Genomic DNA, 24,426 nt, shown 5'->3' with positions numbered 1-24,426 from the left:
CAACAGCCCGCGTGACCATAACGCGGCGGCTCGCCGGAGGGTTGCGCAACGGGAGTATAATGTCCAGCGCCTATGACGTCCGTATTTTGTGCACGTGTCGGCTGATGGTCGTATCGTCAGCGGCAGGAGGGATTTGCCGCGAGCGGTATTGCCAAAAAGGTGATCGTGGCCGGCGGCAATGTCACTATGCCGGCGGGCACTGGTTTTGCAGTGATGGCGGGCAGTGCATCGTCGGCCAGGCGCAGCGTTCTGCCGTTGAGCTGCACGAAGGCGCTTTGCAGCCGCGAGGCGCTCAGCACATACCGTTCGGAGGCGAGCGGAATCGCAAGCGCCCGCGGCATATCGCGCGACGTGTTGATCGCGAGAATGGAAACGCCGCCGGCTCTGTCGGTGGCGCAGTGGGCGTAGACATGAAGTCCCGCTTGCGTCGGTGGACCTGGGTCGAGCACGACTGGTCCCATCAGGCGACGCCACAGCAGTGCGGCCCAGTAGTTCGGCCGGGGTGTAAACGTCCGCTCCGCCAGGAGGCCATAGTCGCTTCCCGAGAGCGTGTTGTGCATGACGGCTTGAACGCCGGCCTTGGCCAATCGCCCGAGCTGGTCGAGATAGCGGAAGCTGTCGAGAAACGTCGCATCCCAGGCGTTGCCGCCACAGGCGGCATCGGCGGTTTCGGTCAGCCAGATCGGCTTGCCCGGCGCGAACTGGTCGCGAAGGGCTTTATAGAAGGCCAGCGCGTGATCTGTTCGCGCGAGCCAAGCTTCGGACAGCGCCCGGTCCGGCGTCTCGCGACCGCCGCAACGTGGCGAGAGCGCGCCGTAATGGTGATAGGAGAACACGTCGACATCGGCGCCGGAGCTGGCCAGCAGATCGCGCGTGCTGATCCTGGATGTCGTGCCGGCGGCGGAGTCGCCGATGCTGCCGGGGCCGGCGATTAGGGTCTCCGGTGAAGCCTGTCGCATGAAGGCCCGAAAGGTCCGGAAGTCCCGTCCATAGGCTGCGGCGTCGTATCCGGGTGGCGCGCCGTTCTGTGCGGCGAGCGTGGGTTCGTTCATATATTCGGCGGCGGCAATGTGCGCACCCAGGGAGTGGGTATAGGCGAGCAGGCGGGAAGCCTGCTCCGGCATCCAGGCGCCGCTCGCATCGCGTGTCCCTGCGCTCACCGCAAAAGAAGTGACGATCCGCGCACCAACCGCTTGCGCGAAGTCGACCACGCCGCGCCACTGCGCGCGCGACAGCACGGAATTATATCCCGCTGGTGGTGTCGCCGGCGCTGGTTCCGAATCCGCAAAATAGGTCGCGTTGGCCCAGGTCCCGCTGACCCGCAGGTAAGCGGGCGCCAATGCGGATGCGAGATTTCGCAGCCTTGTGTCGGAAAGCTCGATTGGCAGCCGGTATTCGTAAAGGTCCTGAGCGGCCAATGCGTGACTTCGCCCAAAGGGCTTCCAAAACCGGCCGCCGGTCACCTCCACCATCTCGATATTGTAGGACTGAAACCGCGGATCGATCTCGCCAATGCGAGCCATGCCGCCCGGCGCCACCGCTTGTTGGCCGAAGGCTTTGGAGCCGGCCAGCACTGCGATCAATATTGCCGTGGTGGTGCACTTCGAATTCATGACGATCGCCCGTGGGCGAGAACGACCAAAACTTTCATATCCGCGCCGTGAGACTATTCAATAGACCAGGGCAACACCATCTCCGACCGTCATCGGCACCTCAGGGTGACGGATTTGACTTGAGTTCAGCGCTGCGATTTCGGCAGCGACCAGGGCGCGAGCAGCTTTTGCGCGAGGCCAACCAGGCGAAATAGGATCAGGCTGATCGTCACCAGCACCACGAGCCCGGCAAAAGCGGTCGGGATTTTGAAGAACGAGGTCGAGAACGCGATGAAGAAGCCGAGCCCATTTTCCGCGGCGACGAACTCGGCGACCACGGCGCCGATGACCGCGAGGGTGGTCGAAATCTTCATCGCCGCGAACAGGTGCGGCAGCGCGAAGGGCAGCCGCACATACAGGATCTCCCGGGCGCGGCTCGCACGCAGCGAGCGCGACAATTCGATCAGTTCGTCGGGGGTGGCGAGCAGGCCGGTGACGGTCGAGACCACGACCGGAAAGAAGGCGATCAGGAAGGTGATAACGACGCGCGGCAGGTCGGAGGCTCCCAACGTCACCACGATGATCGGGGCCACGGCGACGATCGGCGTCGACTGCACCACCACCAGCAAAGGATAGAGCGTGCGTGACAGGAAGCGCGAGGAAGCAAGCGCCACGGCCAGCGGCACCGATACGATGATGGCGAGCGCATAGCCCATCAAGGCGACCCGCAAGGTCGCCCAGATATGTCCGACCCATACGGAGAGCCGCGTCGCCAGCAGTGCCTGCAGGATCGCGCTGGGCGACGGCAGCAGAAAAGAGGGAATCGCAAACAGCCTTGCCGCGCCCTCCCATATGAGGATCAGCGCGATGAAGGTGAGCGGTGGGGCAAAGCGATCGAGCAGTATGCCGAAGCGATTGGCTTGGTCGGGCTTCACGGCCTCGTCATCCGCTCCGATGCGCCGCTCACACCGCGACGGGGCGGCTGAACAGCCGGCCGCGAATGTGGTTGGCAAGTTCATGGAACGCGGGCTCCGACAGCGTCTTGATCGAGCGTGGGCGGGCGAGCGGCACGTCCAGAATTTCGCGGACACGTCCAGGTCGCGGCGTCATGACGATGATGCGGTCGGCCAGCAATAGCGCCTCCGGAATCGAATGGGTGATGAACAGCACGGTCTTCGGGCGCTCGGTCCAGATCCGCAGCAGCTCGAAGCTCATCTCGTCGCGCGTCAGCGCGTCGAGCGCGGAGAAGGGCTCGTCCATCAGGAGAATATCGGGATCGAGCAAGAGCGCCCGGGCGATCGCCACGCGCTGCTGCATGCCGCCGGACAGCTCGTCCACCCGGCGCGTCGCGCAATCGGAAAGGCCGACCAGCGCCAGCAGTTCGCGGGCGCGCCGGCGCTCGACATCGCTGACGTAGCCGTATTTGTGGCGCATCGGAAAGGTGACGTTGCCGAGCACGTCGAACCAGGGCAACAGCGTCGGCTTCTGGAACACGATGCCGATCTCGTCGCGCGGTTCGGTCACCTCAGTGCCGAAGATCTCCACCTTTCCCGTGCTTGCACGAATGAGCCCGGCGATCAGCCGCACCAGGGTGGATTTTCCGCAGCCGGACGGGCCGAGCACGGCGACGAATTCATGGCGGCCGATACCAAAGGAAAGTCCGTCGAGCGCGCTCACGACGTCTCCCCCAGCCCCGGAAAAACTCTGGCAGACATCGGTGAACTGAATCACGGGCGCGTCGAGGGCCATTCGGCTGACCTTTGCTTGCAGCATCGTCGTGTTAGAGCAAAACGGGCTCCCAACTATCACCGCCACTCCGAGTGGTGGCAGCGGGGCCGTTCATCCTTCGAGGCTCGCGGAGCCTGTCATCGGGCCGCGCTTCGCGTGGACCCGGTGGCTCGCGCCTTCAGGATGACGGTGAAAGGTAGGTGCTCGCGTCGCATCCGCGCTTTGAAACTGAACGCTGTCGGCCGACATGACGCGCTGTTGTCTCACTTCAAAAACTCGCGGCTCACCGCCTTCTCCGGGTCGAGCTTGTCCAGCGGCAGGTTCTGCGCTTCCGCCACCCACTTCCAGGTCGTCGCCAGCAATTTGGGCTCGAACGCGCCTGCGCCGTCCTTTTTGCTGATGTCGTTGACCATCAGCGGAATGGAAGCTTTCCACTGCTCCACGGCAGTATCGACGTCGACTTCCGGCACCATGGCCTTCAGCGCTTTCGCCGCGGCCATCGGGTCCGCGATCGCCATGTCGCTCGCGTGCTTATACGCCTTGAGGAATTTGCGCACGGTCTCGGGCCGTTGTGTGAGCATCTTATCGGAGACGAACACGGATAGACCATATCCGTCAAAGCCGTAAGCAGACCATGGCAGCGCCTTGAACGACTTTCCCGCTTCCTTGAGCGGACCAGCAAAAGCCGGCGCGACGGTGAGCCAGTTGATGGTCGCGTCCACCTTGCCGGACGCAAGCATCGGCGCGAGTGCGCCGGGATCCACCTTCAAGAGCTTGATCCTCTCGGCGTCGATGCCGTTTGCCTTCAACACCAGTGGCCAGGAGACGTTGGAGGAGGAGAAGGTCGCCGTCGCAACCGTCTTGCCCTCGAGATCCTTCAGGCCGTTGATGCCGTTTTCGCTGGTGGTGAAGATCGCGTCGGGCTGCAGCGTGTAGATCGACATCACCGCTTTCACCGGCACGTCGTCGGTCGCCTTGGCCTGTAAGAGAGCGGCGAGCCCGCCGGTTCCGATATCGGCGGCGCCGGTTGCCAGTTTTGTCACCACGTCGCTCGAGCCGCGGCCCGACTGGATATTGACCTTGATACCCTCCGCTTCGAACAGGCCCTCTTCGACGCCGAGATAGACCGCGGCCTTGTCGCCGGCCGGCAACCAGTCGAGCATGAAAGTGATGGGTTCGGCCGCGCGGCAGGCTTGTGCGAAGGTCAGCGCAAGCGTCACGGCAGCGCAGAATGGCAGCAAACGTCTCATGGATGTGCTCCTGACGGGTGTGGCCTCAAGCCTCGACAAAACTCATTTGCGGCTGACGCGCCGCCGCGGCGACCCACTGCTCGCGCTCGCATCTTGCATGACAGGTCTGAGAGCAGTTGTTGCAAAGGCCGGGCCATCTTCGCTCGCCGTCAGGAACGGGATCAGCACATCGGCGAGCAGTCGCGGCGCGGCGAGATGCGGCGCGTGCCCGGTCGGCAGCGTCACGACGTCGGCGCCGGGAACGAGTGCCTGCATGCGACGCTGGCATGCGGGAATCACGGCGCGGTCGGCCTCAGCCTCGACATAGAGCCGCGGAATGCGGCCAAATCGTTGCGGCGTAAGTCGAGCTCGCACGGCGCGGCCGCGGTCGGGCTGCGGCGTGAGCCGCTGCGCACAGGCAGCGGCGTCGGCCACAGGACAATCGTGAAAGAAATAGGCGAGCGCCACCTGCATGGGGACGCGGCTCGTCAGCCGGTCGCGCGACCAGATGAGGTGCGGCGCGACGCCGACTGCATCGGGGTGATCGCCCTTGAGCTCCGCAACCAGATCGGCAAACGCCATGCCGCTCGGCAGCATCATTCCGGCGACATAGGCAATGCGGCTGACGCATTCGGGAAAGCGCTCGGCGACGGCGGAAGCCACGATGCCGCCGCCGGAATGCGCGACCAGGCTCGCGCGTCCGCCGAGGCGTTTCAGTACGCCGCCAATATGCGCGACGTAGAGATCCAGCGAGACATCGGCGGGCCTGACATCGTCCTTGCCGTTGCCCGGCAGGTCGACGGCGACGGACAGGATTCCGGCCGTCTTGGCCAGCAGCGGGATCAGTCGGTCCCACACCCAGCCGCCTTGCCAGGCGCCATGGATCAGGATGGCGGGATCAGCAGCAGCCCGGGTCATGCCGCGACGGGTAGTCGTTCAAGCGCTAACGCCATTGTCGCGCGGTCTCCATGGTTCGCACGAAAATGCTAGCTGGCGCGATGCGAGCGAGAAAGCAGAGAATTTCGCACAAGGTGATGCCAAATCAGCACCGCCTGAAAAGCGCAGCGAGCAGAGAGGGTTAGGAACCTTTTGTCTGCTCGGCCGCCTCGCGCCGGCGCACCTCCTCGGAGAGGATGTGCAAGGCGAGGTCGAGGGTTGCAGGGAGCGCGCGCCCGGCGCGGACATAGACGCCTAGGTCGCTCCAGATCGGTCCGCTAGCGTCCAGCGGCACGTGAACCAGCCGTCCCTCGGCAATGTGCCGCTCGAGCCCAACCCGCGTCTGGAATGAGACGCCGATGCCGCGCTCGGCAAGTTCGCGCATCAATTCGATCGAGGACGAGCGGATGATTGGCTGTACGTTGCGCGGCAGCCGCGCCAGGGCCGGCGCCAGCAATTGCCCGATCGAGAGCTCGCCCATCGGCATGATCACCGGGTGATCGAAGCACATCGACAGGGTGACCTTGGGCCGCGAGGCCAGCGGATGATCGGGCGCCATGATCGCGCCGAGCCGGAAGCGTCCGACCGCGACCTGCCGCAATTCAGCGTGGCGCGGCAACGCGAACGCGATGCCGATATCGACCTCGCCCTCGAGCACCGCGCGCGGAATCGCCAGCGATCCCATCGATTCCGCTGAGACGGTGACGCGCGGCGTTCGCTCGCGCAAGCGGCGGAGCACGTCCGGCAGCAGCGCGCCGCAAACGCCGTCGACGGCTGCAATGGCGATGTGGCCGATCCGCGCGCCCTTCAGCCCCTCGATATCCGAGCGCGCCCGATCGAGATCCTGCAGCACGACCAGCACATGCCGCGCGAGCGCTTCGCCCGCCGAGGTCAGCTTGATGCCGTCGGGAAAGCGATCGAACAGCGGCGCGCCGACTTCGCCCTCGAGCTTCAGGATCTGGCGGTTGACCGCGGAAGAGGCGACGTTCAGCCGCCGTGCGGCTTCGCGGATCGAGCCGGCGCGGCGCACCGCGTCGAAATACAAAAGCGCGGCGGCATGGATACGCAAATTCTTAAAGACCTCGGCAAGACAGCGATTCGGTCACGGTGCCACAGGACGCAAGCAATTGTCTCAATTGTTGCTGGTCTGCGCCACCACCACCAGCACCTCGGCGCGCTGCCGGCCGAGGCTCCTGACCTCGTGCGGAGTCTCGCCGGAGAAATAAAGGCAGTCGCCCTTGGACAAGATAAGCTCCTCGCCGTCGAGCTTGATGGCGATCCTGCCGTTGACTACGAACAGCATCTCTTCGCCCGCGTGGGAGGCCCGCTGCGCCGATTTCAGCGGCGGGCTCAACAGGAACGGCTCCATCATTTTCAGCGTGCGTCCGGCGGCGAGCGCGAACAGCTCGAAACCGCCCTCCTGTAAAGGCGTGTTGCGATCCTCCTCGCGAAACAGCGTGTAGCGCGGCGCTGGTTCGGAGTTGGGGTCGAAGAAATAGGCGGCCTTCACCTCAAGCGCGGCCGCGATACGCAACAGCGCCGCGATCGAGGGCATCTTCAGCCCCCGTTCGACCAGCGAGATATAGCCGCGGGTCAGCTCGCTCAAACTCGCGAGCCGATCCAGCGTCATGCCCTTGGCCATGCGCAGTTGGCGGATATTGGCGCCAACGCCGTCGGCTTTGGTGATGTCGAGCAATCTCTTCTCCGGGCGCGAGATCTTTGGATCGCCCCTTTTGCCGCAGATCGCGGCGATCTGCCAGCGCGGGCGGCGCCAATGCTGCACAATCGGCGAGCCGCGATTGATATCTCACAGAAAACATGATGGCCGAAATTTCAAGCACCAGCGCGGATTTCATGAGCAAAGGCAGCGTCAAACGCGACAAAATTGCCGCAAAATACAGCAAATCGCCGTTAGTGCCGATTTGGGCGGCAACTGCCGCTTTTCTGCAATTGATTGCTGTTAGTAAACATGGTCGCTCTTTCAAGCCGGCATCCGACCAACTGCGCGCAGGCGTGCGCGCGACAAGGAGAGCTTGATGAGCGTAGCGGAGCAGGTTGATTTCAAAACCGTTGAGGACGATAGCGCGACCTTGCGGCGGATCGTCTGGTCGAGCGTCATCGGCACCGCGGTCGAGTGGTACGACTTTCTGATTTACGCCACCGCGACGGCCCTCGTCTTCAACAAGATCTTCTTTCCCACCGGCAACGGGACGCTGGCGACGATCGCCGCGTTCGGCACTTACGCGGTTGGCTTCCTGGCGCGTCCGCTCGGCGCCGCCGTCTTCGGTCACTACGGCGATCGCGTCGGCCGCAAGGCGATGCTTGCAATCACGATCATCGTCATGGGCCTCGGCACCTTCCTGATCGGCTTGCTGCCGACCTATCAGCAGATCGGCATCGCCGCGCCGCTGCTTCTCGTCGTATTGCGCTTCCTGCAGGGCATCGGCCTCGGCGGCGAGTGGGGCGGCGCCGTGCTGATGGTGGTCGAGAATTGTCCGAGCGACCGGCGCGGGCTGCTGGGCGCCATGGTGCAGGTCGGCAACCCCATCGGCAATATCGCTGCGGTCGGCATCTTCGCTCTCGTCGCCGGTCTGCCCGAGGCGCAATTCATGAGCTGGGGCTGGCGGATTCCTTTCCTGATCTCGATCCTGCTGGTCGGTGTCGGTCTCTACATCCGTCTCAGCATGGATGAGACTCGAGCATTCCGTCAGGTGCAGGCCAAGAATGGAGTTGCCCGCCTGCCGCTGGTCGAGATTTTCAAGCATCACCGCCGGCCCTTCTTAACCGCGGTGTGCCTGAAGATCTCCGAGATCGCCTGGGCCAGCATCGGCGGCGTCTTTGTGATCGCTTACGCGACCGCACATCTCGGCCTGCCGCGCAGTGTCGTGTTGAACGGTGCGTTTGCTTCCTCCGTGGTCGCGCTGTTCGCCATTCCGCTGTTCGGCTGGATATCGGATCGCGTCGGCCGCAAGACCATGTTCTTTGCGAGCTGTGCGTTTTCCGTCCTGTTTGCCTTCCCGCTGTTCTGGCTGCTTGACACGCGTGAGCCCGCCATCGTCATCCTCACCATCGTCATTGCCATCAGCTTCGGGCAGATGGTGATGTTCGGCATCGGCGCGCCCTGGTACTCGGAACTGTTTTCCGCGCGCCTGCGCTATAGCGGTGCTTCGCTCGGCTTTCAGGTCGGTGCGGCCTTGAGCGGCGGCCTGACCCCGCTGATCGCGGCATCTCTGATGGCCGTAAGCGGTGGCGCAACCTGGCCGGTTTCGCTGTTCCTGATCGCGTGCGCCATGATCACGGCGACTGCCACCTATGTCGCGCCCGAAATGGCGAACAAGGAGCTGACTTGATCCATGCCGCGGCCTCGTTTTGTGCTAGGTTCAACGGTCTGACCGGGATATTTCATCATGCTGGATAAAGTCGACGCTGTTCAAGCGGACACCGCGGCAAAGCCGTCGTGGACGGGTTTTGTCCGTTATCTGCACATCACCCCGCGCGCCTTCTTGCCGATGCGCGCGATGCCCGAGGTGACGCTGGTCGCAGGCAAGGGCATCGAGGGCGATCGTTACATGATCGGCCGCGAGGAGGGCTTCTATTCGCACAAGCCGGAAGAGGGTCGGCAGGTCACCTTATTCGAACTGGAGACACTGATCGCACTCAAGCGCGATGCCAACATCGAGTTGGGCGCGCACGAGCACCGGCGCAATGTGACGGTGGAAGGGGTGCCGCTCAATCATCTGGTCGGACAGCGCTTCTGGCTCGGCGAGACTCTGCTGGAGGCCACACGGCTGTCGATTCCCTGCCGGCATATCGAGGAGATTACCGGCAAGGCGATCTTCGATGCGCTGATCAACCGCTCGGGGCTTAACTGCAAGATCATTCGGGGCGGCGTCGTCAAGATCGGCGACATCGTGCGCAACGCCGCATGACCAAGCGGCCGATCACGACCGTTAAGGCCGTCGTCGAGTCCATCGATGACGACGGCCATGGCATCAAGGTGTTCACCCTGGTCGATCCCGATCGATGGGAGCTGCCGCCGTTCAAGCCGGGCGCGCATATCGATCTGCATTTGGCGAATGGTCTCGTGCGGACCTATTCGCTATGCAACGATCCCGCCGACAACACGCGTTATGTGGTTGCAGTCAGGCGCGAGGCCGAGGGCCGCGGCGGCTCGATCGCACTGCATGAGGAGGTGAGGATCGGCGACAGCATCGGCCTTTCGCTGCCGCGCGGCGGGCTTGTGCTGGACTCCCCGGCAGCGCGCTACATCCTTGTCGCCGGCGGCATCGGCGTCACACCCTACCTGTCCGTCGCCAGCTCTCTGCGGCGGATCGGGCACGACGATTTCACGCTTCACGTCATCGCACGCCAGATTATGCCGCTCGAACATCGGCTTGCGCCCCTGATCGCCGAAGGCCGCGTCGTGTGGCACGACACATCCAGACATGGTCGTCCCGAAATCGCCGCCCTGCTTGGTCAAGTGTGTCCAGACACGCGTCTGGATACGGTGATCGCCTGTTGCGGTCCGGAATCGATGATTTCCGATTTCGAGCAGGCAGTCGAAGGCTGGCCTGCCAACAATGTTCATATCGAACGCTTCGTGCCGCCCCCGCTCGCTGTCGATCCCCATGCAAAGCCGTACACGCTCGTGCTTGCGCGTGCGGGCACCGAAATTCCGGTGCGCGCCGGCCAGAGCATGTTGTCCGCATTGGAGGATGTCGGCATCGAGGTGCCGACCTCCTGCTGCGGCGGCATCTGCGGCGCCTGCAAGGTCGGCTGGCTCGAAGGCAAGCCGCTGCACCGTGATCGCGTGCTGTCGCCGTATGAACGCGAGCGCTTCCTGATGGTCTGCGTCGCCGGGTCGGAGTCCGAACGATTGATCTTGGATCTCTAGGACCAGTTCGCCGTGGACACCCGATCTGGTTTCATCATCCTGAGGTGCGAGCGAAAGCGAGCCTCGAAGGATAGCCTCGAAGGATGACGGGTTGACGTGGGCGCCTTTCCGGTAGAGTGAGAAGATCGCCGCGGTTATGCTGCCGCGATCCTCCCCGCCGGTTCCGGCTATTCACCTAAAGGAACAAACGTTGAGCGACATTCGGATAGCGATTGTCGGCTTCGGCAAGATCGCGCACGACCAGCATGTCCCGGCCATTGCAACGACGGACGGCGTGACGCTGGTGGCCGTTGCTGATCCGAATCCCGTGACTGCGAGCGTCCCGCATTTTCGCTCACTAGAAGAGCTGCTGCGCGAGGGTCCGGAGATCGATGCGGTTGCGCTCGCGACACCGCCGCAGATCCGGCGCGCGCAAGCCGCGCTAGCCCTCGCCGCGCAAAAACATGTGTTCCTGGAAAAGCCGCCGGGCCGAGCGATCAGCGAGATTCTTCCGCTCATTGCGGCGGCGCGCGAGGCGCGGCGCAGTTTGTTTGCGAGCTGGCACGCGCGGTTCGCGCCTGCCGTGGAGCCGGCGCGGCGCCTGCTTGCGGAGCGCAAGCTGCTGGGCGCAACCATCACCTGGAAGGAAGATGTCCGCAAATGGCATCCGGGTCAGGAGTGGATTTTTGCACCCGGCGGCTTTGGCGTGTTCGATCCTGGCATCAATGCGCTCTCGATTCTGACGCGCATCCTGCCGCGGCCCCCATTCGTGACGGCCTCGACTTTGGAGATTCCCGCAAACCGTGCAGCCCCGATTGCCGTCGAACTCGAACTGTCCGATGGCGCCGGCCTGCCGATCCGGGCGAGCTTTGATTTTCGTGAGCGCAACCGCGAAATCTGGGAAATCCATATCGAAACCGACAAAGGGCCTGTCAGCCTCTCCGCCGGCGGCGCCCGCTTGCTCGCCGGGGCGGAAATCCTGGTCGACGCCAAGAAAGACTCCTATCCGCTGCTCTATCGCCGCTTCGTCGAACTCGTCCGGGAAAACCGAAGCGATGTCGACTTGTCGCCATTGCAACTCGTGGCCGATGCCTTCCTGCTCGGCCGGGCGCGGCAGGCCGAATCCTTTGACTTCTAAGCAGGAGGCGCCGGATGCTTCCCCTTACCAGCGTCTTTTGAGGCGACAGGATCCAGCAAAAAAAGACGCGAAATAGTCAAATAATATGACTAGTCGGCGCACGTTTTCCGTGAAATAGTCCTGTTGCTGCACCCAAACGGGCGGCTCGAAGGTGCCACGACACCAAAGAAGTGGCACCTGGATAATCACCTTGGGAGAACGCGCCTCATGATCCTCAAAGCACTTGTTGCGGCCACCGCGTCGGCCGTTCGCATAATCTCGCAGTCCACTGAAGGTGCTCCGCTCCTGGCGATCCGTTCGCGCATTGCATGATCCGTCGACGCGCCCGGCCTCGTGACCGGTGTGCATAGACGCGCCGCTCGGCGGCGTTCGTGCAGGAGCAAAAGCCATGACATCGCGCATTGTCGTTATCCCCACGCGGCGTGCTCATTCCAACCACGAGGAGGTCGCGCGCAGCATCGGCGTCGACATCATCGCCGGCCGCTACGCGAAAGGAATGCGGTTGCCGGGCGATGCTGAGCTCATCGCGATGTTCGGCGTATCGCGGCCGGTGCTGCGCGAAGCCGTCAAGACGCTCGTGGCAAAAGGGCTGCTCTCGACCAAGGCCCGGGTCGGCACTATCGTGCGCGAGCGCGGCGCCTGGAACATGTTCGACGCCGATGTGCTCGCCTGGCATCTCGACGCCGGCATCGACCGGCGGTTTCTCGGCGATCTTGCCGAGATCCGTCTCGCCGTCGAACCCCGCGCGGCGCGGCTGGCTGCGGCGCGCCGCTCCGAGGCCGACATCGTTGCGCTCAAGTGCAGCATGGAGCTGATGCGGCAGGAAGCTCCCGATTCCATCGGCTTTGCCGATGCCGATCTCGCTTTGCACATCGCGGTGGCCAATGCGTCAGGCAATTTGTTCATGCGCTCGATCGGCCATGTGATCGAGGCTGCCTTGCGCGCCTCTTTTCTGCTGAGCGCGCCATCTGAGGAGCAGGACCGCGAGACTGTCCTGCTCTGGCACCAGCGCATCGTCGACGCCATCGCGGACCGCGACGCCGACATGGCGGCGAGAGCCATGATCGAGGTCATTCATAACGGCATGCACCGCCACGAGCGATCGGCGGGCTTGCAAGTAGCCGAGAATGTGGCAGCCAAGCCGGATTGGAAGGACGAGCCATGACCGGTCAGCGCCTCGTCAGGGATATCTTCGGCGCGCTGCCGGATGGCCGCGCGGTGGAACGCATCGTGCTCCACGGCGCAAAAGGTTTCGCAGCCCATGTCATCACCTACGGCGCGGTGCTGCAGGCGCTGATCGCTCCCGATGCGGCCGGGCATTGCGAAGACATCGTGCTCGGCCATGACGATCTGGCCGGTTATGTTGGCGAGCGGCGCTTCTTCGGCGCGACCGTCGGCCGCTACGCCAACCGCGTTGCCAATGCCCGCTTCGAGCTCGATGACGAGATGGTGCGGCTTGCGGCCAACAATGGCCCGCATGCCCTGCATGGCGGGCCCAACGGTTTCGACCGGCAGCTCTGGCAGATTACGGAGACGGACGAGGGTGAGCAGCCCTCTGTCACGCTGACCTATGTCAGCGCCGATGGCGAGGAAGGCTATCCTGGCCGGCTCGCAGCCAGCGTGATGTATCAGCTCACGGGCCCATCCGAATTGTCGCTTGTCTTCAGGGCAAGCACGGACCGCCCGACCGTCGTCAACCTCACCAATCATAGCTTTTTCAATCTTGAAGGCGCGGCTTCGGGGACCGATATCCTCGATCACCGCCTGACGGTCGCGGCCGAGCATTTTCTCGCGATTGATACGACGGCAATTCCCCTGCCAACGACACCGCGCTCCGTTGCGGGCACCCCCTTCGATTTCCGTAAGCCCACCGCCATCGGCACCCGGATCCGCCAGGATAACGCGCAGTTGCGAAACGGGAGAGGCTATGACCACAATTTCTGCCTGGCAGACGATCGGCAGTTGAAATTTGCCGCGCGGCTGGAGGCGCCCCGGTCGGGCCGCGTCCTCGAGCTCTTCACCGACCAGCCAGGCCTGCAGGTCTATTCGGGGAACTATCTCGACGGGTCGATCGCCGGAAAGCAGGGGCGGCTCTATCGACAGTCCGACGCCATCTGTCTCGAGCCGCAAGTGTGGCCCGACGCGCCGAACCGGCTGGATTTTCCGAGCCCGCGGCTGGCGCCCGGCGAAGTCTATCGACACCACATTGTCTATCGCTTTTCGAGCCGACGCGGAGGGGCATGATGGAGCGCCTGCGGACCTCCATTCTTTGCGAGGAGCGCTGTCATCTCGGCGAGGGGCCGACCTATGACGCGGCGACCGACACCGCCTGGTGGTTCGATATTCTCGAAGGCCGCCTCTTTGAAGCGCATGTTGGCAGCGGCCGTGTGCGCAGCCACGCACTGGGCAGGATGGCGAGCGCGTTGGCGCGCATCGATGCCGCTCGCCAGCTCGTCGTCGCGGAAGACGGTCTTTATATTCGTAACGTTGGCGACGGCGCGATGAGGCTTTATCGCCCGCTTGAGGCCGATAATCCGCGCACCCGCTCCAATGACGCGCGGGTGCATCCGTCCGGCACCTTCTGGATCGGCACCATGGGCCGCAAGGCGGAGCGCGGTATGGGGGCGATCTATGCGCTCCACCGCGGCGAGCTCTCGCGGCTGTTTTCAGCCATCGCGATTCCGAACGCGATCTGCTTCTCACCCGATGGTGCGCTCGGCTATTTCGCTGATACTGCGGAAAACGTGCTCTATCGCATTCCTCTCGATGCCTCGACCGGCCTGCCTATCGGCCCGCCCGAGGAGTTGCTGCGACATCGCGATGTCGGCGGGCTCGACGGCGCGGTGGTCGACGCCGAGGGCCGGATCTGGAACGCGCGCTGGGGCGGCGGCTGTGTCGATATCTACAGCCCGCAAGGCGCGCATCTGCGCTGCCTCCACGTGCCGGCGCGCCAGGCAAGCTGCCCGGCTTTCGTCGGCCCCGATCTGTCGCGCCTGCTCGTCACCTCCGCCTGGCAGGATATGGACGAGGCCGCGCGCGCTGCCGATCCCGAGCATGGCCGCACCTTCCTGTTGGAGGCATCTGCGCCCGGGCGTCCGGAGCCCGACGTGAAGCTCGGAACTTCGTAAGGGAACGAGGGACAGTCAATCTTCGATCGTAACGTCAAAACCAAGAGAAGAAAGGGAGTGGAAGAATGCTCAAGCTGAAGACCGCCTTTGCCGCGCTCGCCCTGGCGAGTTTCGCAGCGATGTCCTCAAGCACTGGCGCGCTCGCCCAGGGCAAGGGGACGATCGGCATTGCCATGCCGACAAAATCCTCCGCGCGCTGGATCGACGACGGCAACAACATGGTCAAGACGTTGAAGGAGCGCGGCTATGATGCCGATTTGCAATATGCCGAGGACGATATCCCCAACCAGCTCTCGCAGGTCGAGAACATGGTGACCAAGCGCGTCAAGGCGTTGGTAATCGCGGCGATCGACGGCACCACGCTCTCCGACGTGCTCAAGCAGGCCAAGGCCAACGGCATCACCGTGATCGCCTATGACCGCCTGATCCGCGATACGCCGAATGTCGATTACTACGCGACCTTCGACAATTTCCAGGTCGGCGTGCTGCAGGCACAGTCGATCGAGCAGAAGCTCGGCTTGAAGGACGGCAAGGGTCCGTTCAACATCGAGCTGTTCGGCGGCTCGCCTGACGACAACAACGCCTACTTCTTCTACAACGGCGCGATGTCGGTGCTGCAACCCTACATCGACAGCAAGAAGCTCGTCGTCGTCTCTGGCCAGATGGGCATGGACAAGGTGGCGACCTTACGCTGGGACGGCGCCACCGCGCAGGCGCGCATGGACAATCTGCTCAGCGCCTTCTATGGCAGCAAGCATCTCGACGCCGTGCTGTCGCCTTACGACGGCATCTCTATTGGCATCATTTCCTCGCTTAAGGGCGTCGGCTATGGCAGCCCCGACCAGCCGATGCCTGTGATCAGCGGCCAGGACGCGGAGGTGCCCTCGATCAAGGCGATTCTGCGCGGCGACCAGTCTTCGACAATCTTCAAGGATACGAGGGATCTCGCGAAGGTCGCCGCCGACATGGTCGATGCGGCGCTGGGCGGCAAGCAGGTTCCCGTCAACGACACCAAATCCTACAACAACGGCGTCAAGGTGGTGCCCTCCTATCTGCTCAAGCCCGTGGTGGTCGACAAAGGCAATTGGGAGAAGGTCTTGATTGACTCCGGCTACTACAAGCGCTCGCAATTCGACTGAACTGCAATCTCCGGCAGGCGTGGAACCCGCGCCTGCCGGAGACTCCCCGAGGAAACACCGTTCGGCGACGCGGGACATGATGCGATGACGGCAATGCTGGAAATGCGCGGCGTCAGCAAGAGCTTTGCGGGCGTGCAGGCGCTGCGCGACGTCAATTTCACCGTTCGGGCCGGCGAGATCCACGCCCTCGTCGGTGAGAACGGCGCCGGCAAATCGACGCTGATGAAGGTGCTGAGCGGGGTCTACCCCCACGGCAGCTATGAGGGCGCCATCATCTTCGAGGGCGAGGAGCGGCGCTTTCGCGATATCAACGATTCCGAGGCGCTCGGCATCATCATCATCCACCAGGAACTGGCGCTGATCCCGCTGCTGTCGATCGCCGAGAACATCTTCCTGTCGCATCCGCCCGCGCGGCTCGGCATCATCGATCGTGACGCGGTGTATCGGCAGACGCGCGAGTTATTGGCCCAGGTGGGCCTGCGCGAGCATCCCGATACGCTGATCACCGATCTCGGCGTCGGCAAGCAGCAGCTCGTCGAGATCGCAAAGGCGCTGTCCAAGCGCGTGCGGCTGTTGATCCTCGACGAGCCGACCGCCAGCTTGAACGAGGCCGACAGCGCGGCGCTGCTCGATCGGCTGCTTGCGTTCCGCAAGCAGGGGATCGCCTCGATCCTGATTTCCCACAAATTGAACGAGGTCGCCCGCGTCGCCGACCGCATCACGGTGCTGCGCGACGGCCGCACCGTCGACAGCATCGATTGCGGCACACAGCCGGTGGAGGAAGATCGCATCATTCGCAGCATGGTCAATCGCGACCTCGCGCATCGCTTTCCCGAGCGTCACGCCCACATCGGCAGTCCCGTCCTGGAGGTCAGAAACTGGTCGGTCTACCATCCGCTGCATCCCGAGCGGCAGGTCATCAAGAACGTTGATTTCCACGTCAGGCGCGGCGAGGTCGTCGGCATCGCCGGCCTGATGGGTGCCGGCCGCACCGAATTCGCCATGAGCCTGTTCGGTCGCGCCTGGGGCCGCAATATCACGGGCCGCATTGCACTCGAGGGCTGCGAGGTCGACCTTTCCAGCGTCCCGGCCGCCATCGACGCCGGCCTCGCTTACGTGACCGAGGATCGCAAGCAGCTCGGCCTGATCCTCGCCGACGACGTGCGCAAGAACGTCACGCTCGCAAGCCTCGCCCAGGTGGCGCCGCGTTGGGTCATCGACGATGTCGCGGAGTTGAGGGCCGCCAGCGATTATCGAACCCGCATGCGCATTCGCTGCTCCGACGTCTACCAGGAGACCGGCCAGCTCTCCGGCGGCAACCAGCAGAAGGTCGTGTTGTCGAAATGGCTGATGACCGACCCGCAGGTGCTGATCCTGGACGAGCCGACCCGCGGCATCGACGTCGGCGCGAAATATGAGATCTATTGCATCATCAACGAGCTCGCTGAGGCCGGCAAAGGCGTCGTGGTGATCTCGTCGGAAATGCCGGAATTGCTCGGCATCTGCGACCGGATCTGCGTGATGAACGACGGCGCCTTTGTCGGCGAATTTGCAAGCGGCGATGCCACGCAGGAAAAGATCATGCGCGCCATCATGCATAACAAGAGAACCGGAAACGGCGCGCGCGAGAGCGACATGGAGATGGGAGGAGTGCGGCCATGACCGACAAGACGGTTTCGCTGCCCGAGGAGCACAAGGCCGGCAGCTTCATCAAGCACAATTTGCGCAACTACGGCATGTTGCTGTCGCTGTTCGTGATCATGCTGTTCTTCCAGGTGGTGACCGACGGCACGCTGCTGCAGCCGCTCAACCTCACCAATCTCGTGCTGCAGAACAGCTACATCGTCATCATGGCGCTCGGCATGCTGCTCGTGATCGTCACCGGCCATATCGATCTTTCCGTCGGTTCGGTCGCGGGCTTCGTCGGCGCGGTCGCGGCCGTGCTGATGGTGCGCTATCACATCGACTACCCGCTCGCCTTCATCGCCTGCCTTCTGGTGGGTGCAGCGATCGGGGCGGCGCAGGGCTATTGGGTCGCCTATTTCGGGATTCCCTCCTTCATCGTCACGCTCGCGGGCATGCTGGTGTTCAAGGGGCTGGCGCTTGCCGTGCTGCAGGGCCAGTCGGTCGGGCCGTTTCCGGCGACCTTCCAGAAACTGTCGTCGGGCTTCATTCCGGAGCTGTTTTCAGGCGCGGGCACTTTTCACCCGACCTCGCTTTTGATCGGCGCCGCGCTGGCGCTCGCGCTGGTCTATGCCAGCGCCAAGGTTCGCGCACGCGAAGCCTCGCATGGCATCGAGGTCGAGCCTTATGCTTTCTTTGTCGGCAAGAGTGCGGTGCTTGCCGGCGTGGTGCTCTATTTCACCTATCTGATCGCCTCGCACCGGGGTTTGCCGAACGTGCTCGTCATCATGACGGCGCTGATTGCCCTGTACGGCTTTGTGACGCGGCGGACCGTGATCGGCCGCCAGATCTACGCCGTCGGCGGCAACGCCAAGGCGGCTAAGCTGTCGGGCATCAAGACCGAGCGGCTGACCTTCCTGACCTTCGTCAACATGGGCGTGCTGGCCGCGCTCGCGGGCCTCGTCTTCGCCGCCCGTCTCAACACGGCAACCCCCAAGGCCGGCGCCGGTTTCGAGCTCGACGTCATCGCCGCCTGCTTCATCGGCGGCGCCTCGGCTTATGGCGGGGTGGGGCGGGTCGGCGGCGCGGTGGTCGGCGCCATGATCATGGGCGTGATGAACAACGGCATGTCGATCCTCGGCATCGGCATCGATTATCAGCAGGTGATCAAGGGCCTGGTGTTGCTGGGCGCCGTCTGCCTCGATGTCTATAACCAGCGCCGCTAGCGCGTGATGAGATTGGGTTCAGTTGGCTGCCTCGGCGGTTGCCGGTCCGACCAAGCCCCATCTTGCTCTAGCGCCGCGGCTCAGTGTCACGCGCCCGCGCGCAAGGTCTCTCCGATCGCGTTCGCAAGACGCCGGCAGAGGCGCTGCGCATCCTGCCCGGCGACATTGGTGAAGCCGAGCAGCAGACCGTCCCCGCAGCCAGGTCGAATGGCGCGACGGGACAGTGGTTCCACCGCAAAGCCTGCGGCCTCTGCCTTGCTCGCCAATTCGCTGTCGCGCCGGAGGCTCGCAAAGCGCGCGATCAGATGCATGCCGCCGGGCTGCAGATCGACGATCACGCGATCGCCGAACACATTTTTGAGCGCATCGGCCAGCGCTTGCCGGCGCTCGGCGTAGAGGCTGCGCATGCGCTTCAGGTGCCGCGCAAAATGTCCTTCGGTCATGAAGCCGGCGACGACGCGTTGTTCGAAGGTCGCGATGCGGGCATCGCTGTTCCGGATGGTGCGCTCGAACGCGTCGGCAAGATCGTCCGGCAGCACCAGATAACCAAGGCGCAGGCCTGGAAAGAGCACCTTGCTCAGGCTGCCCGCATAGATCACGCAGCCGCCGCGATCGAGGCTCTTCAGTGCAGGCAGCGGCCGGCCCGCATAATGGAACTCGCCGTCATAGTCGTCTTCGACGATGATGGCGCGCGCCTCCGCCGCCCATGACAGCAGTGACAGTCGGCGTGGCAGAGACAAGGCAACGCCGAGCGGACTCTGGTGCGACGGGGTCACGACCGCGAGCCGCGCGTCAGGTGCGCGCGCGATGCCTTCCGAGACCCGCATGCCCTCGGCATCGACTGGGACAGGTATAATTCTCGTGCCCGCAGCCTCGAACGCCGCGCGCGCCAGGTGATAACATGGATCTTCGAACCAGACCTTGTCCTTGGGCTTCAATAGCGCCCGGATGATCAGGCCGAGCGCCCCCTGGTACCCGCTCGTGATCACCACCTGCCGCGCGCTGCAGATCGCGCCGCGACCGACCGCGAGATAGGCGGCAATGGCCTCGCGCAGCGGCCAATATCCGGCGCCGTCCGGGTAGGCCATATCGGCCGCCGACAACGCGCGGGCCTCGCGGGCAACGAGGCGCGACCAGAGCTTGCGCGGAAATGCGTCGAGTGCCGGCAGGCCGAGCTGGAAGGGCCTCGGCTCACGCTGCGCCGGTTGCAGCGGGAGCGGCGCATCGCGTCTCTCCGTTGCCGCTCTTCGCGCCGCCAGGCTCGGCAGGTGCGGTGACACGATCGTTCCCAACGCGCGACGGCTGACGACGTAGCCTTCGCCGGTCAGCATCGCGTAGGCGGTGTCGACGGTGCCGCGCGCGACGCTCAGTTGCTGTGCGAGGCTGCGCGCCGATGGCAGCCGATCACCCGGCCGAAGCTGGCCCGTGGTGATGGCCGACCTGAAATGATCGTAGATCTGCCGGTGTATCGGCGTCTTGCCGCCGGCGAGCATCAGGGGCGGAGGGGAATACGCCATGGCCTAATCAGATTAACGCATCTTGGCCCTAACGCATAGGCCAAGCGCCCTTACCTTGCGCGATGATGAAATGACCAATCGGGCTTCGCGCGGCGATCGCTCCGTCGGCGGAGCAAGCATTGAAGGATAATGAGCAATGGCACAGAGAGTATCCGCCCCGAAGATCGCGCCTGATGGCTATGCCGCCTTGGTTGCCGTGGAAAAATATCTGCACCAGTGCGGGCTTGAGGAGCGGCTGATTCATTTGGTGAAAATGCGCGCTTCGCAGATCAATGGCTGCGCCTATTGCCTTGCGGTCCACAGTCGCGACGCGCGCCGGGCCGGCGAGAGCGAGCAGCGGCTGTATCTGCTCGACGCCTGGCATGAAGCACCCATATATACGCCGCGCGAGCGTGCCGCATTGGCCTGGACCGAGGCGGTCACGCGCATCGCCGATACACATGCGCCTGACGAAGCGTATGAAGCGCTGCGCCCGCATTTCACCGACAAGGAAATCGCCGATCTCACCATTCTCGTCGGCATGATCAATCTCTGGAATCGCATCGCCATCAGCTTGCGCAGCCAACCCGCGGTCGAGCCCAGGGCTGCGTAAGGTCAACAGGAGAATCTCGCGATGAAGACTGCAAGCAACCGGCGGACCTTCAACCAAGGCGCGCTGCTTTCCCTGGTGGCGGCCCTGACGGCGCGTTCCGCCCCGCTTTCATCGGCGCAAGCGCAGCCGGCGGGAGGTGCCTCGGCCCGGCGCGAAATCATCAAGCAGCCGCTGCCCGGCAACTCCGATCTGGATCTTACCCTCGTCGAGGTGACCTATCCACCCGGAGCCGGTTCGCCGCCGCATCTGCATGCCAATGGGGTGATGGCCTTCGTCGTCGCGGGCGAAATCGCCTCGCAGGTCGGCGAGGGGCGTGAGCAAACCTATCGCGCCGGCGAGGCGTGGTGGGAGCCGCCCGGCGCGGTGCATCGCGTCTCGCGCAATGCCAGCACAACGGAGACTGCGACCTTGCTCGCGATCTATATCGCGCCAAAGGGAGCATCGGGCGTCGAACTGATGAAGCCGCTCTGAACCTGATTTGATCGCCGAGCTGCAACCGGCCACGATACCCAGCTGCCGAGACCGTTGCCGGCCGATCCTTTGCGTTTCCCGATCCTGACGCCGGCTCAGCGCGCGGATTTCCCTCGACGACGACGCTTGCGTGACAGCGTTGCGGTCGGACGACCTCCCGCGGATGAAGAAGCCTAACATCGGTGTCAGAATCTGGCGCATTTGTCAGTTGAAGAAGTGGCATGACTTGGGTCTGCTGACCTCCTCTTGCGACTGGTTTCATCGCTGCTGGACAATGGAGGAATGGGATGAACAAGCTTGCTAAATCTCTCATTGCAGGCGCGCTCGGGACCGCGCTTGCGCTTGCGTCGCCGGCCTTCGGCCGTGGTGGCGGCGGCGGTGGCTTCGGCGGTGGCGGGCATGGCGGAGGCTTCGGCGGCGGCGGCATGCACGCCGGCGGCTTCGGAGGTGGCATGCGCGGCATGGGAGGAGGCGGAATGCATTTCGGCGGCATGGGCGGAGGAACGCGCTTCGGCGGAATGGGCGGAGGCCCGCGATTTGCGGCTATCGGCCCAGGTCCGCGCTTCGGTGGATTTGCTGGCGGCCCGCGCTTTGCCGGGAGCCGTTTCGCAAGCGCGCGCTTCGCTCATGCGGCCTTCACGCCGGGGTTCTCACGCTTCGGCTTCCATCGCCCCTTCTTCCACCATCGCTTCCGGCGCTTTGCTTTTTTTGGCGGACCGTTCTTCTATGCTGATTACGCCTTCTACGATGGCTGCTGGCGCTGGGCGTGGACGCCGTATGGTGCGCAGTGGGTTAATGTCTGCGTGGATTACGGCTACTTCTAACCGCCGCGCATCCTCGTGATGATCGCCACTGGCGCATGTCCCACCAGCCTTGGTAGGCTGGTGGCGATCGTCGGAGCAAAGCCATGACGGGAGGTCGTCGCCGCATCCTCGTCGTCGAGGACGACCCGGAAACCGCCGGCCAGTTGACGGAGCAGCTCGCGACCAGCGGCTATCAGGTGGATCTCGCCGCTACCGGCGGCGAGGCGCTGAGGCTCGGCGCGGCTCGCGATTACGCCGTGATCACGATCGACCGCATGTTGCCGGATATCGATGGCATCACGGTAATGCGCCAGTTGCGCAATAACGGCATCGCCGCGCCCTTCCTGATCATCAGTGCGCTCGGCGAAGTCGACGATCGCGTACGCGGCTTGCGCGCCGGCGGCGATGATTACCTGGTCAAGCCGTTTTCCTTCCTCGAACTGCTTGCGCGGCTGGAGGCGCTGGGCCGCCGCAGCGACACCGTCGCCAAGGAGACCATCCTGCGCGTCGGCGATCTCGCCATCGACCTGATCTCGCGGACCGCCAGCCGGCGTGGCAAGGAAATTCTGCTTCTGCCCAAGGAATTTCAGCTCTTGGAGTATCTGGTGCGCAACGAAGGCCGCGTCGTGTCGCGCGCGATGCTGCTGCAGCACGTCTGGGACCTGCATTTCGATCCGTCGACCAATATCATCGATGTCTATGTCGGCCGGGTGCGCCGCAAGGTCGACGACCAGCAGGCCTATCCGCTGATCCACACGGTTCGCGGCGTCGGGTATTGTCTCCGTGCTCCTGGCTAAGACGCTGACGTCGTCGACCTTCAAGCTGGCGCTGATCGCGATCGGGACGTTCGGCGTGATCGTCTCCGCGATCTTCAGCTACGTCTATCTGTCGACTGCCCACTACGTCCGCAGCCGGTCGGATCGCACCATCCTGGCCGAATACATGAGCCTGCGCGACGCTTACTTGCGCTCGGGCCGCGACGCGCTGATCGAGCTCATCCGCCAGCGCATGGCCGACAGGGGATTTGCCGATCACGTCTACCTGCTCGCCGATCCGTCGTCGAACGTGGTGGCCGGGAATTTCGCGCAGTGGCCGCAGGCCGCCACGACGAACGGATGGACCGAATTCCGCGCCGCCGATGCTGCGCCGGACGCAACCAGGCCGCCTCTGGTGCGTGGGATGGTGGAGATCTTCGCGGGTGGCGATCGCCTGCTGGTCGGGCGCGACATCAGCGATCTCGACAGCTTTACCGCTCAAATCAAGATGGCCCTGATCTCGGGCGTCATCTTGATCTTCGTGCTGGCTGCGATGGCAAGCATCCTGGTGACGCGCCGGACCGTGGGGCGGATCGAACAGATCAATGCAACCAGCCGGGCGATCATGGCGAGCGGCCTGGACAAGCGAATCCCGCTGCGCGGCAGCCATGACGAATGGGATCGCGTTGCTGAGAATCTCAACTTGATGCTGGATCGCATCGAAACGTTGATGGGCGAGGTCAGACAGGTGAGCGACAATGTCGCGCACGACCTGCGCACGCCGCTGACGCGTATGCGCGGGCGGCTGGAGAAGGCCTATCAGCGCCCGCGCAGCGGCGATGCCGATCAGGCGCTGATCGGCGACACCATCGCGGATCTTGACGCCGTCCTGCGCATCTTTGCCTCGATCGTCCGGATCGCGCAGATCGAGACGCAAGCGCGAAAAGTAGGCTTTCGCACCGTAAACCTGGCGGAGATCGCAAGCGAAGTCGTGGAGCTCTACGACGCTGCGGCCGAGCAGGATGGCACCCACCTGACGCTCGGCGGCGATCGGGACGTCCTCGTCACCGGCGATCGGGACCTGATCTTTGATGCCATCGCCAATCTTGTCGACAATGCAATCAAGCACGGCCGCGCCGGCGGACAGGTCATCGTATCAAGCGAACATATTGAGGGCCAACCGGTCGTCACGATCGCCGACGACGGCCCCGGCATTCCTCCTTGCGAATACGACCACGTATTCAAGCGCTTCTACCGTCTCGAGCAAAGCCGCTACACGCCGGGCAACGGTCTCGGGCTCAGCCTGGTCGCCGCGGTGGCGCGTCTGCACGGGGCGCAGATCGAAATGCTGGACAATGCGCCGGGTCTGAAGTTCAGGCTTTGGTTCTCGGAGCCGGGTGGCTAGAGCGTGATCGAATTGAAGCGAGCGCCCATGTTAACCCGTCATCCCCGCNCAAACGGCGAACGCCGTTTNCGCGGGGTGACGGTGATGGTGAGGAACACGCTTCATCCAAGACGATAACGCTTCGAGCGGCGAACGCCCCCGGTTCCGCTTCCATCGCGCACCAAACGCACTATATGCTGACCTATCCTCCACAACAGGCCTACCGTACATGACCGCACTTGAGCGCAACCCTTCCATCCCCGTCGATCCAGTGAAACTTGACCGCCTCGCC

Annotated in this window: 24 protein-coding genes; 16 read left to right on the top strand and 8 right to left on the bottom strand. The window is 63.9% G+C overall.

What is annotated here, in order from left to right:
* Positions 1-116: 116 nt before the first annotated feature.
* The 7 genes from F758_RS0135795 to F758_RS0135765 all read right to left on the bottom strand — a co-directional run bounded on the left by F758_RS0135795 (position 117) and on the right by F758_RS0135765 (position 7,181).
* On the bottom strand, positions 117-1,613 hold the full coding sequence (locus F758_RS0135795; protein ID WP_024512363.1) for a glycosyl hydrolase family 79 N-terminal domain-containing protein: 1,497 nt from the start codon (positions 1,611-1,613) through the stop codon (positions 117-119).
* 125 nt (positions 1,614-1,738) lie between these two features.
* Positions 1,739-2,527, bottom strand: a complete 789-nt coding sequence (locus tag F758_RS0135790) for an ABC transporter permease (RefSeq protein WP_024512362.1) — start codon at positions 2,525-2,527, stop codon at positions 1,739-1,741.
* Between the two features lie 28 nt (positions 2,528-2,555).
* Positions 2,556-3,341, bottom strand: coding sequence for an ABC transporter ATP-binding protein (locus F758_RS0135785; protein WP_035724265.1), 786 nt, complete (start codon positions 3,339-3,341; stop codon positions 2,556-2,558).
* 242 nt (positions 3,342-3,583) lie between these two features.
* Positions 3,584-4,570, bottom strand: a complete 987-nt coding sequence (locus tag F758_RS0135780; protein ID WP_024512360.1) for an ABC transporter substrate-binding protein — start codon at positions 4,568-4,570, stop codon at positions 3,584-3,586.
* A 42-nt stretch (positions 4,571-4,612) separates the two neighbouring features.
* Entirely contained in the window at positions 4,613-5,467 is an 855-nt protein-coding gene (locus F758_RS0135775; protein WP_024512359.1) for an alpha/beta fold hydrolase, read from the bottom strand.
* A 160-nt stretch (positions 5,468-5,627) separates the two neighbouring features.
* A complete protein-coding gene (locus tag F758_RS0135770) occupies positions 5,628-6,554 on the bottom strand; it encodes a LysR family transcriptional regulator (RefSeq protein ID WP_024512358.1) in 927 nt (308 codons plus the stop codon).
* 63 nt (positions 6,555-6,617) lie between these two features.
* Complete coding sequence (locus tag F758_RS0135765; protein WP_024512357.1) at positions 6,618-7,181, bottom strand: helix-turn-helix domain-containing protein; 564 nt, start codon at positions 7,179-7,181, stop codon at positions 6,618-6,620.
* A 122-nt stretch (positions 7,182-7,303) separates the two neighbouring features.
* Between F758_RS0135765 and F758_RS0135760 the strand changes: the two genes are divergently transcribed.
* From F758_RS0135760 to mmsB, 11 genes are all read left to right on the top strand, one after another.
* Positions 7,304-7,522: a hypothetical protein gene (locus tag F758_RS0135760; RefSeq protein ID WP_024512356.1), complete on the top strand. Its 219-nt coding sequence runs from the start codon at positions 7,304-7,306 to the stop codon at positions 7,520-7,522.
* The gene (locus tag F758_RS0135755; RefSeq protein WP_024512355.1) at positions 7,522-8,835 is read left to right on the top strand and encodes an MFS transporter; all 1,314 of its coding nucleotides are present in this window, start codon (positions 7,522-7,524) and stop codon (positions 8,833-8,835) included. Before F758_RS0135760 ends, F758_RS0135755 begins: the two co-directional genes overlap by 1 nt.
* Positions 8,836-8,892: 57 nt before the next feature.
* Complete coding sequence (locus F758_RS0135750; RefSeq protein ID WP_024512354.1) at positions 8,893-9,414, top strand: MOSC domain-containing protein; 522 nt, start codon at positions 8,893-8,895, stop codon at positions 9,412-9,414.
* Positions 9,411-10,379, top strand: coding sequence for a PDR/VanB family oxidoreductase (locus tag F758_RS0135745; RefSeq protein WP_024512353.1), 969 nt, complete (start codon positions 9,411-9,413; stop codon positions 10,377-10,379). The genes F758_RS0135750 and F758_RS0135745 overlap by 4 nt, the downstream gene beginning before the upstream one ends.
* A gap of 190 nt (positions 10,380-10,569) precedes the next feature.
* Positions 10,570-11,496: a Gfo/Idh/MocA family protein gene (locus F758_RS0135740; protein ID WP_024512352.1), complete on the top strand. Its 927-nt coding sequence runs from the start codon at positions 10,570-10,572 to the stop codon at positions 11,494-11,496.
* A gap of 388 nt (positions 11,497-11,884) precedes the next feature.
* A complete protein-coding gene (locus F758_RS0135730) occupies positions 11,885-12,661 on the top strand; it encodes a FadR/GntR family transcriptional regulator (RefSeq protein WP_024512350.1) in 777 nt (258 codons plus the stop codon).
* Entirely contained in the window at positions 12,658-13,740 is a 1,083-nt protein-coding gene (locus tag F758_RS0135725; protein ID WP_024512349.1) for an aldose epimerase family protein, read from the top strand. Before F758_RS0135730 ends, F758_RS0135725 begins: the two co-directional genes overlap by 4 nt.
* Positions 13,740-14,624 (top strand): SMP-30/gluconolactonase/LRE family protein, encoded by an 885-nt coding sequence (locus F758_RS0135720; protein ID WP_024512348.1) that lies wholly within the window; start codon positions 13,740-13,742, stop codon positions 14,622-14,624. The genes F758_RS0135725 and F758_RS0135720 overlap by 1 nt, the downstream gene beginning before the upstream one ends.
* A gap of 65 nt (positions 14,625-14,689) precedes the next feature.
* Positions 14,690-15,763, top strand: a complete 1,074-nt coding sequence (chvE, locus tag F758_RS0135715; protein WP_024512347.1) for a multiple monosaccharide ABC transporter substrate-binding protein — start codon at positions 14,690-14,692, stop codon at positions 15,761-15,763.
* 84 nt (positions 15,764-15,847) lie between these two features.
* Entirely contained in the window at positions 15,848-17,425 is a 1,578-nt protein-coding gene (mmsA, locus tag F758_RS0135710) for a multiple monosaccharide ABC transporter ATP-binding protein (RefSeq protein WP_024512346.1), read from the top strand.
* Entirely contained in the window at positions 17,422-18,612 is a 1,191-nt protein-coding gene (gene mmsB, locus F758_RS0135705) for a multiple monosaccharide ABC transporter permease (protein WP_024512345.1), read from the top strand. Before mmsA ends, mmsB begins: the two co-directional genes overlap by 4 nt.
* A gap of 86 nt (positions 18,613-18,698) precedes the next feature.
* Here the strand turns inward: mmsB and pdxR are convergent, their stop codons facing one another.
* Complete coding sequence (pdxR, locus tag F758_RS0135700; RefSeq protein ID WP_084305923.1) at positions 18,699-20,129, bottom strand: MocR-like pyridoxine biosynthesis transcription factor PdxR; 1,431 nt, start codon at positions 20,127-20,129, stop codon at positions 18,699-18,701.
* Between the two features lie 136 nt (positions 20,130-20,265).
* On the opposite strand from pdxR, the gene F758_RS0135695 reads away from it, so the two are divergent.
* The 5 genes from F758_RS0135695 (at position 20,266) to F758_RS0135675 (ending at position 24,155) form a co-directional block, all read left to right on the top strand.
* Positions 20,266-20,721 carry a carboxymuconolactone decarboxylase family protein gene (locus F758_RS0135695; RefSeq protein ID WP_024512343.1) on the top strand — a complete coding sequence of 152 codons (456 nt, stop codon included), beginning with the start codon at positions 20,266-20,268 and terminating at the stop codon, positions 20,719-20,721.
* 21 nt (positions 20,722-20,742) lie between these two features.
* Complete coding sequence (locus F758_RS0135690) at positions 20,743-21,192, top strand: cupin domain-containing protein (protein WP_051387137.1); 450 nt, start codon at positions 20,743-20,745, stop codon at positions 21,190-21,192.
* Positions 21,193-21,479: 287 nt separating this feature from the next.
* Entirely contained in the window at positions 21,480-22,016 is a 537-nt protein-coding gene (locus F758_RS51165) for a hypothetical protein (protein WP_035724251.1), read from the top strand.
* An 83-nt stretch (positions 22,017-22,099) separates the two neighbouring features.
* The gene (locus F758_RS0135680; RefSeq protein WP_024512340.1) at positions 22,100-22,792 is read left to right on the top strand and encodes a response regulator transcription factor; all 693 of its coding nucleotides are present in this window, start codon (positions 22,100-22,102) and stop codon (positions 22,790-22,792) included.
* Positions 22,779-24,155: an ATP-binding protein gene (locus F758_RS0135675; RefSeq protein WP_024512339.1), complete on the top strand. Its 1,377-nt coding sequence runs from the start codon at positions 22,779-22,781 to the stop codon at positions 24,153-24,155. Before F758_RS0135680 ends, F758_RS0135675 begins: the two co-directional genes overlap by 14 nt.
* Positions 24,156-24,426: the final 271 nt, after the last annotated feature.

Source organism: Bradyrhizobium sp. ARR65 (genome assembly GCF_000472385.1).
GTDB lineage: Bacteria > Pseudomonadota > Alphaproteobacteria > Rhizobiales > Xanthobacteraceae > Bradyrhizobium.
Note: the sequence above shows the minus strand (reverse complement) of the source record. Positions and strands in the feature narration are given on the sequence as shown.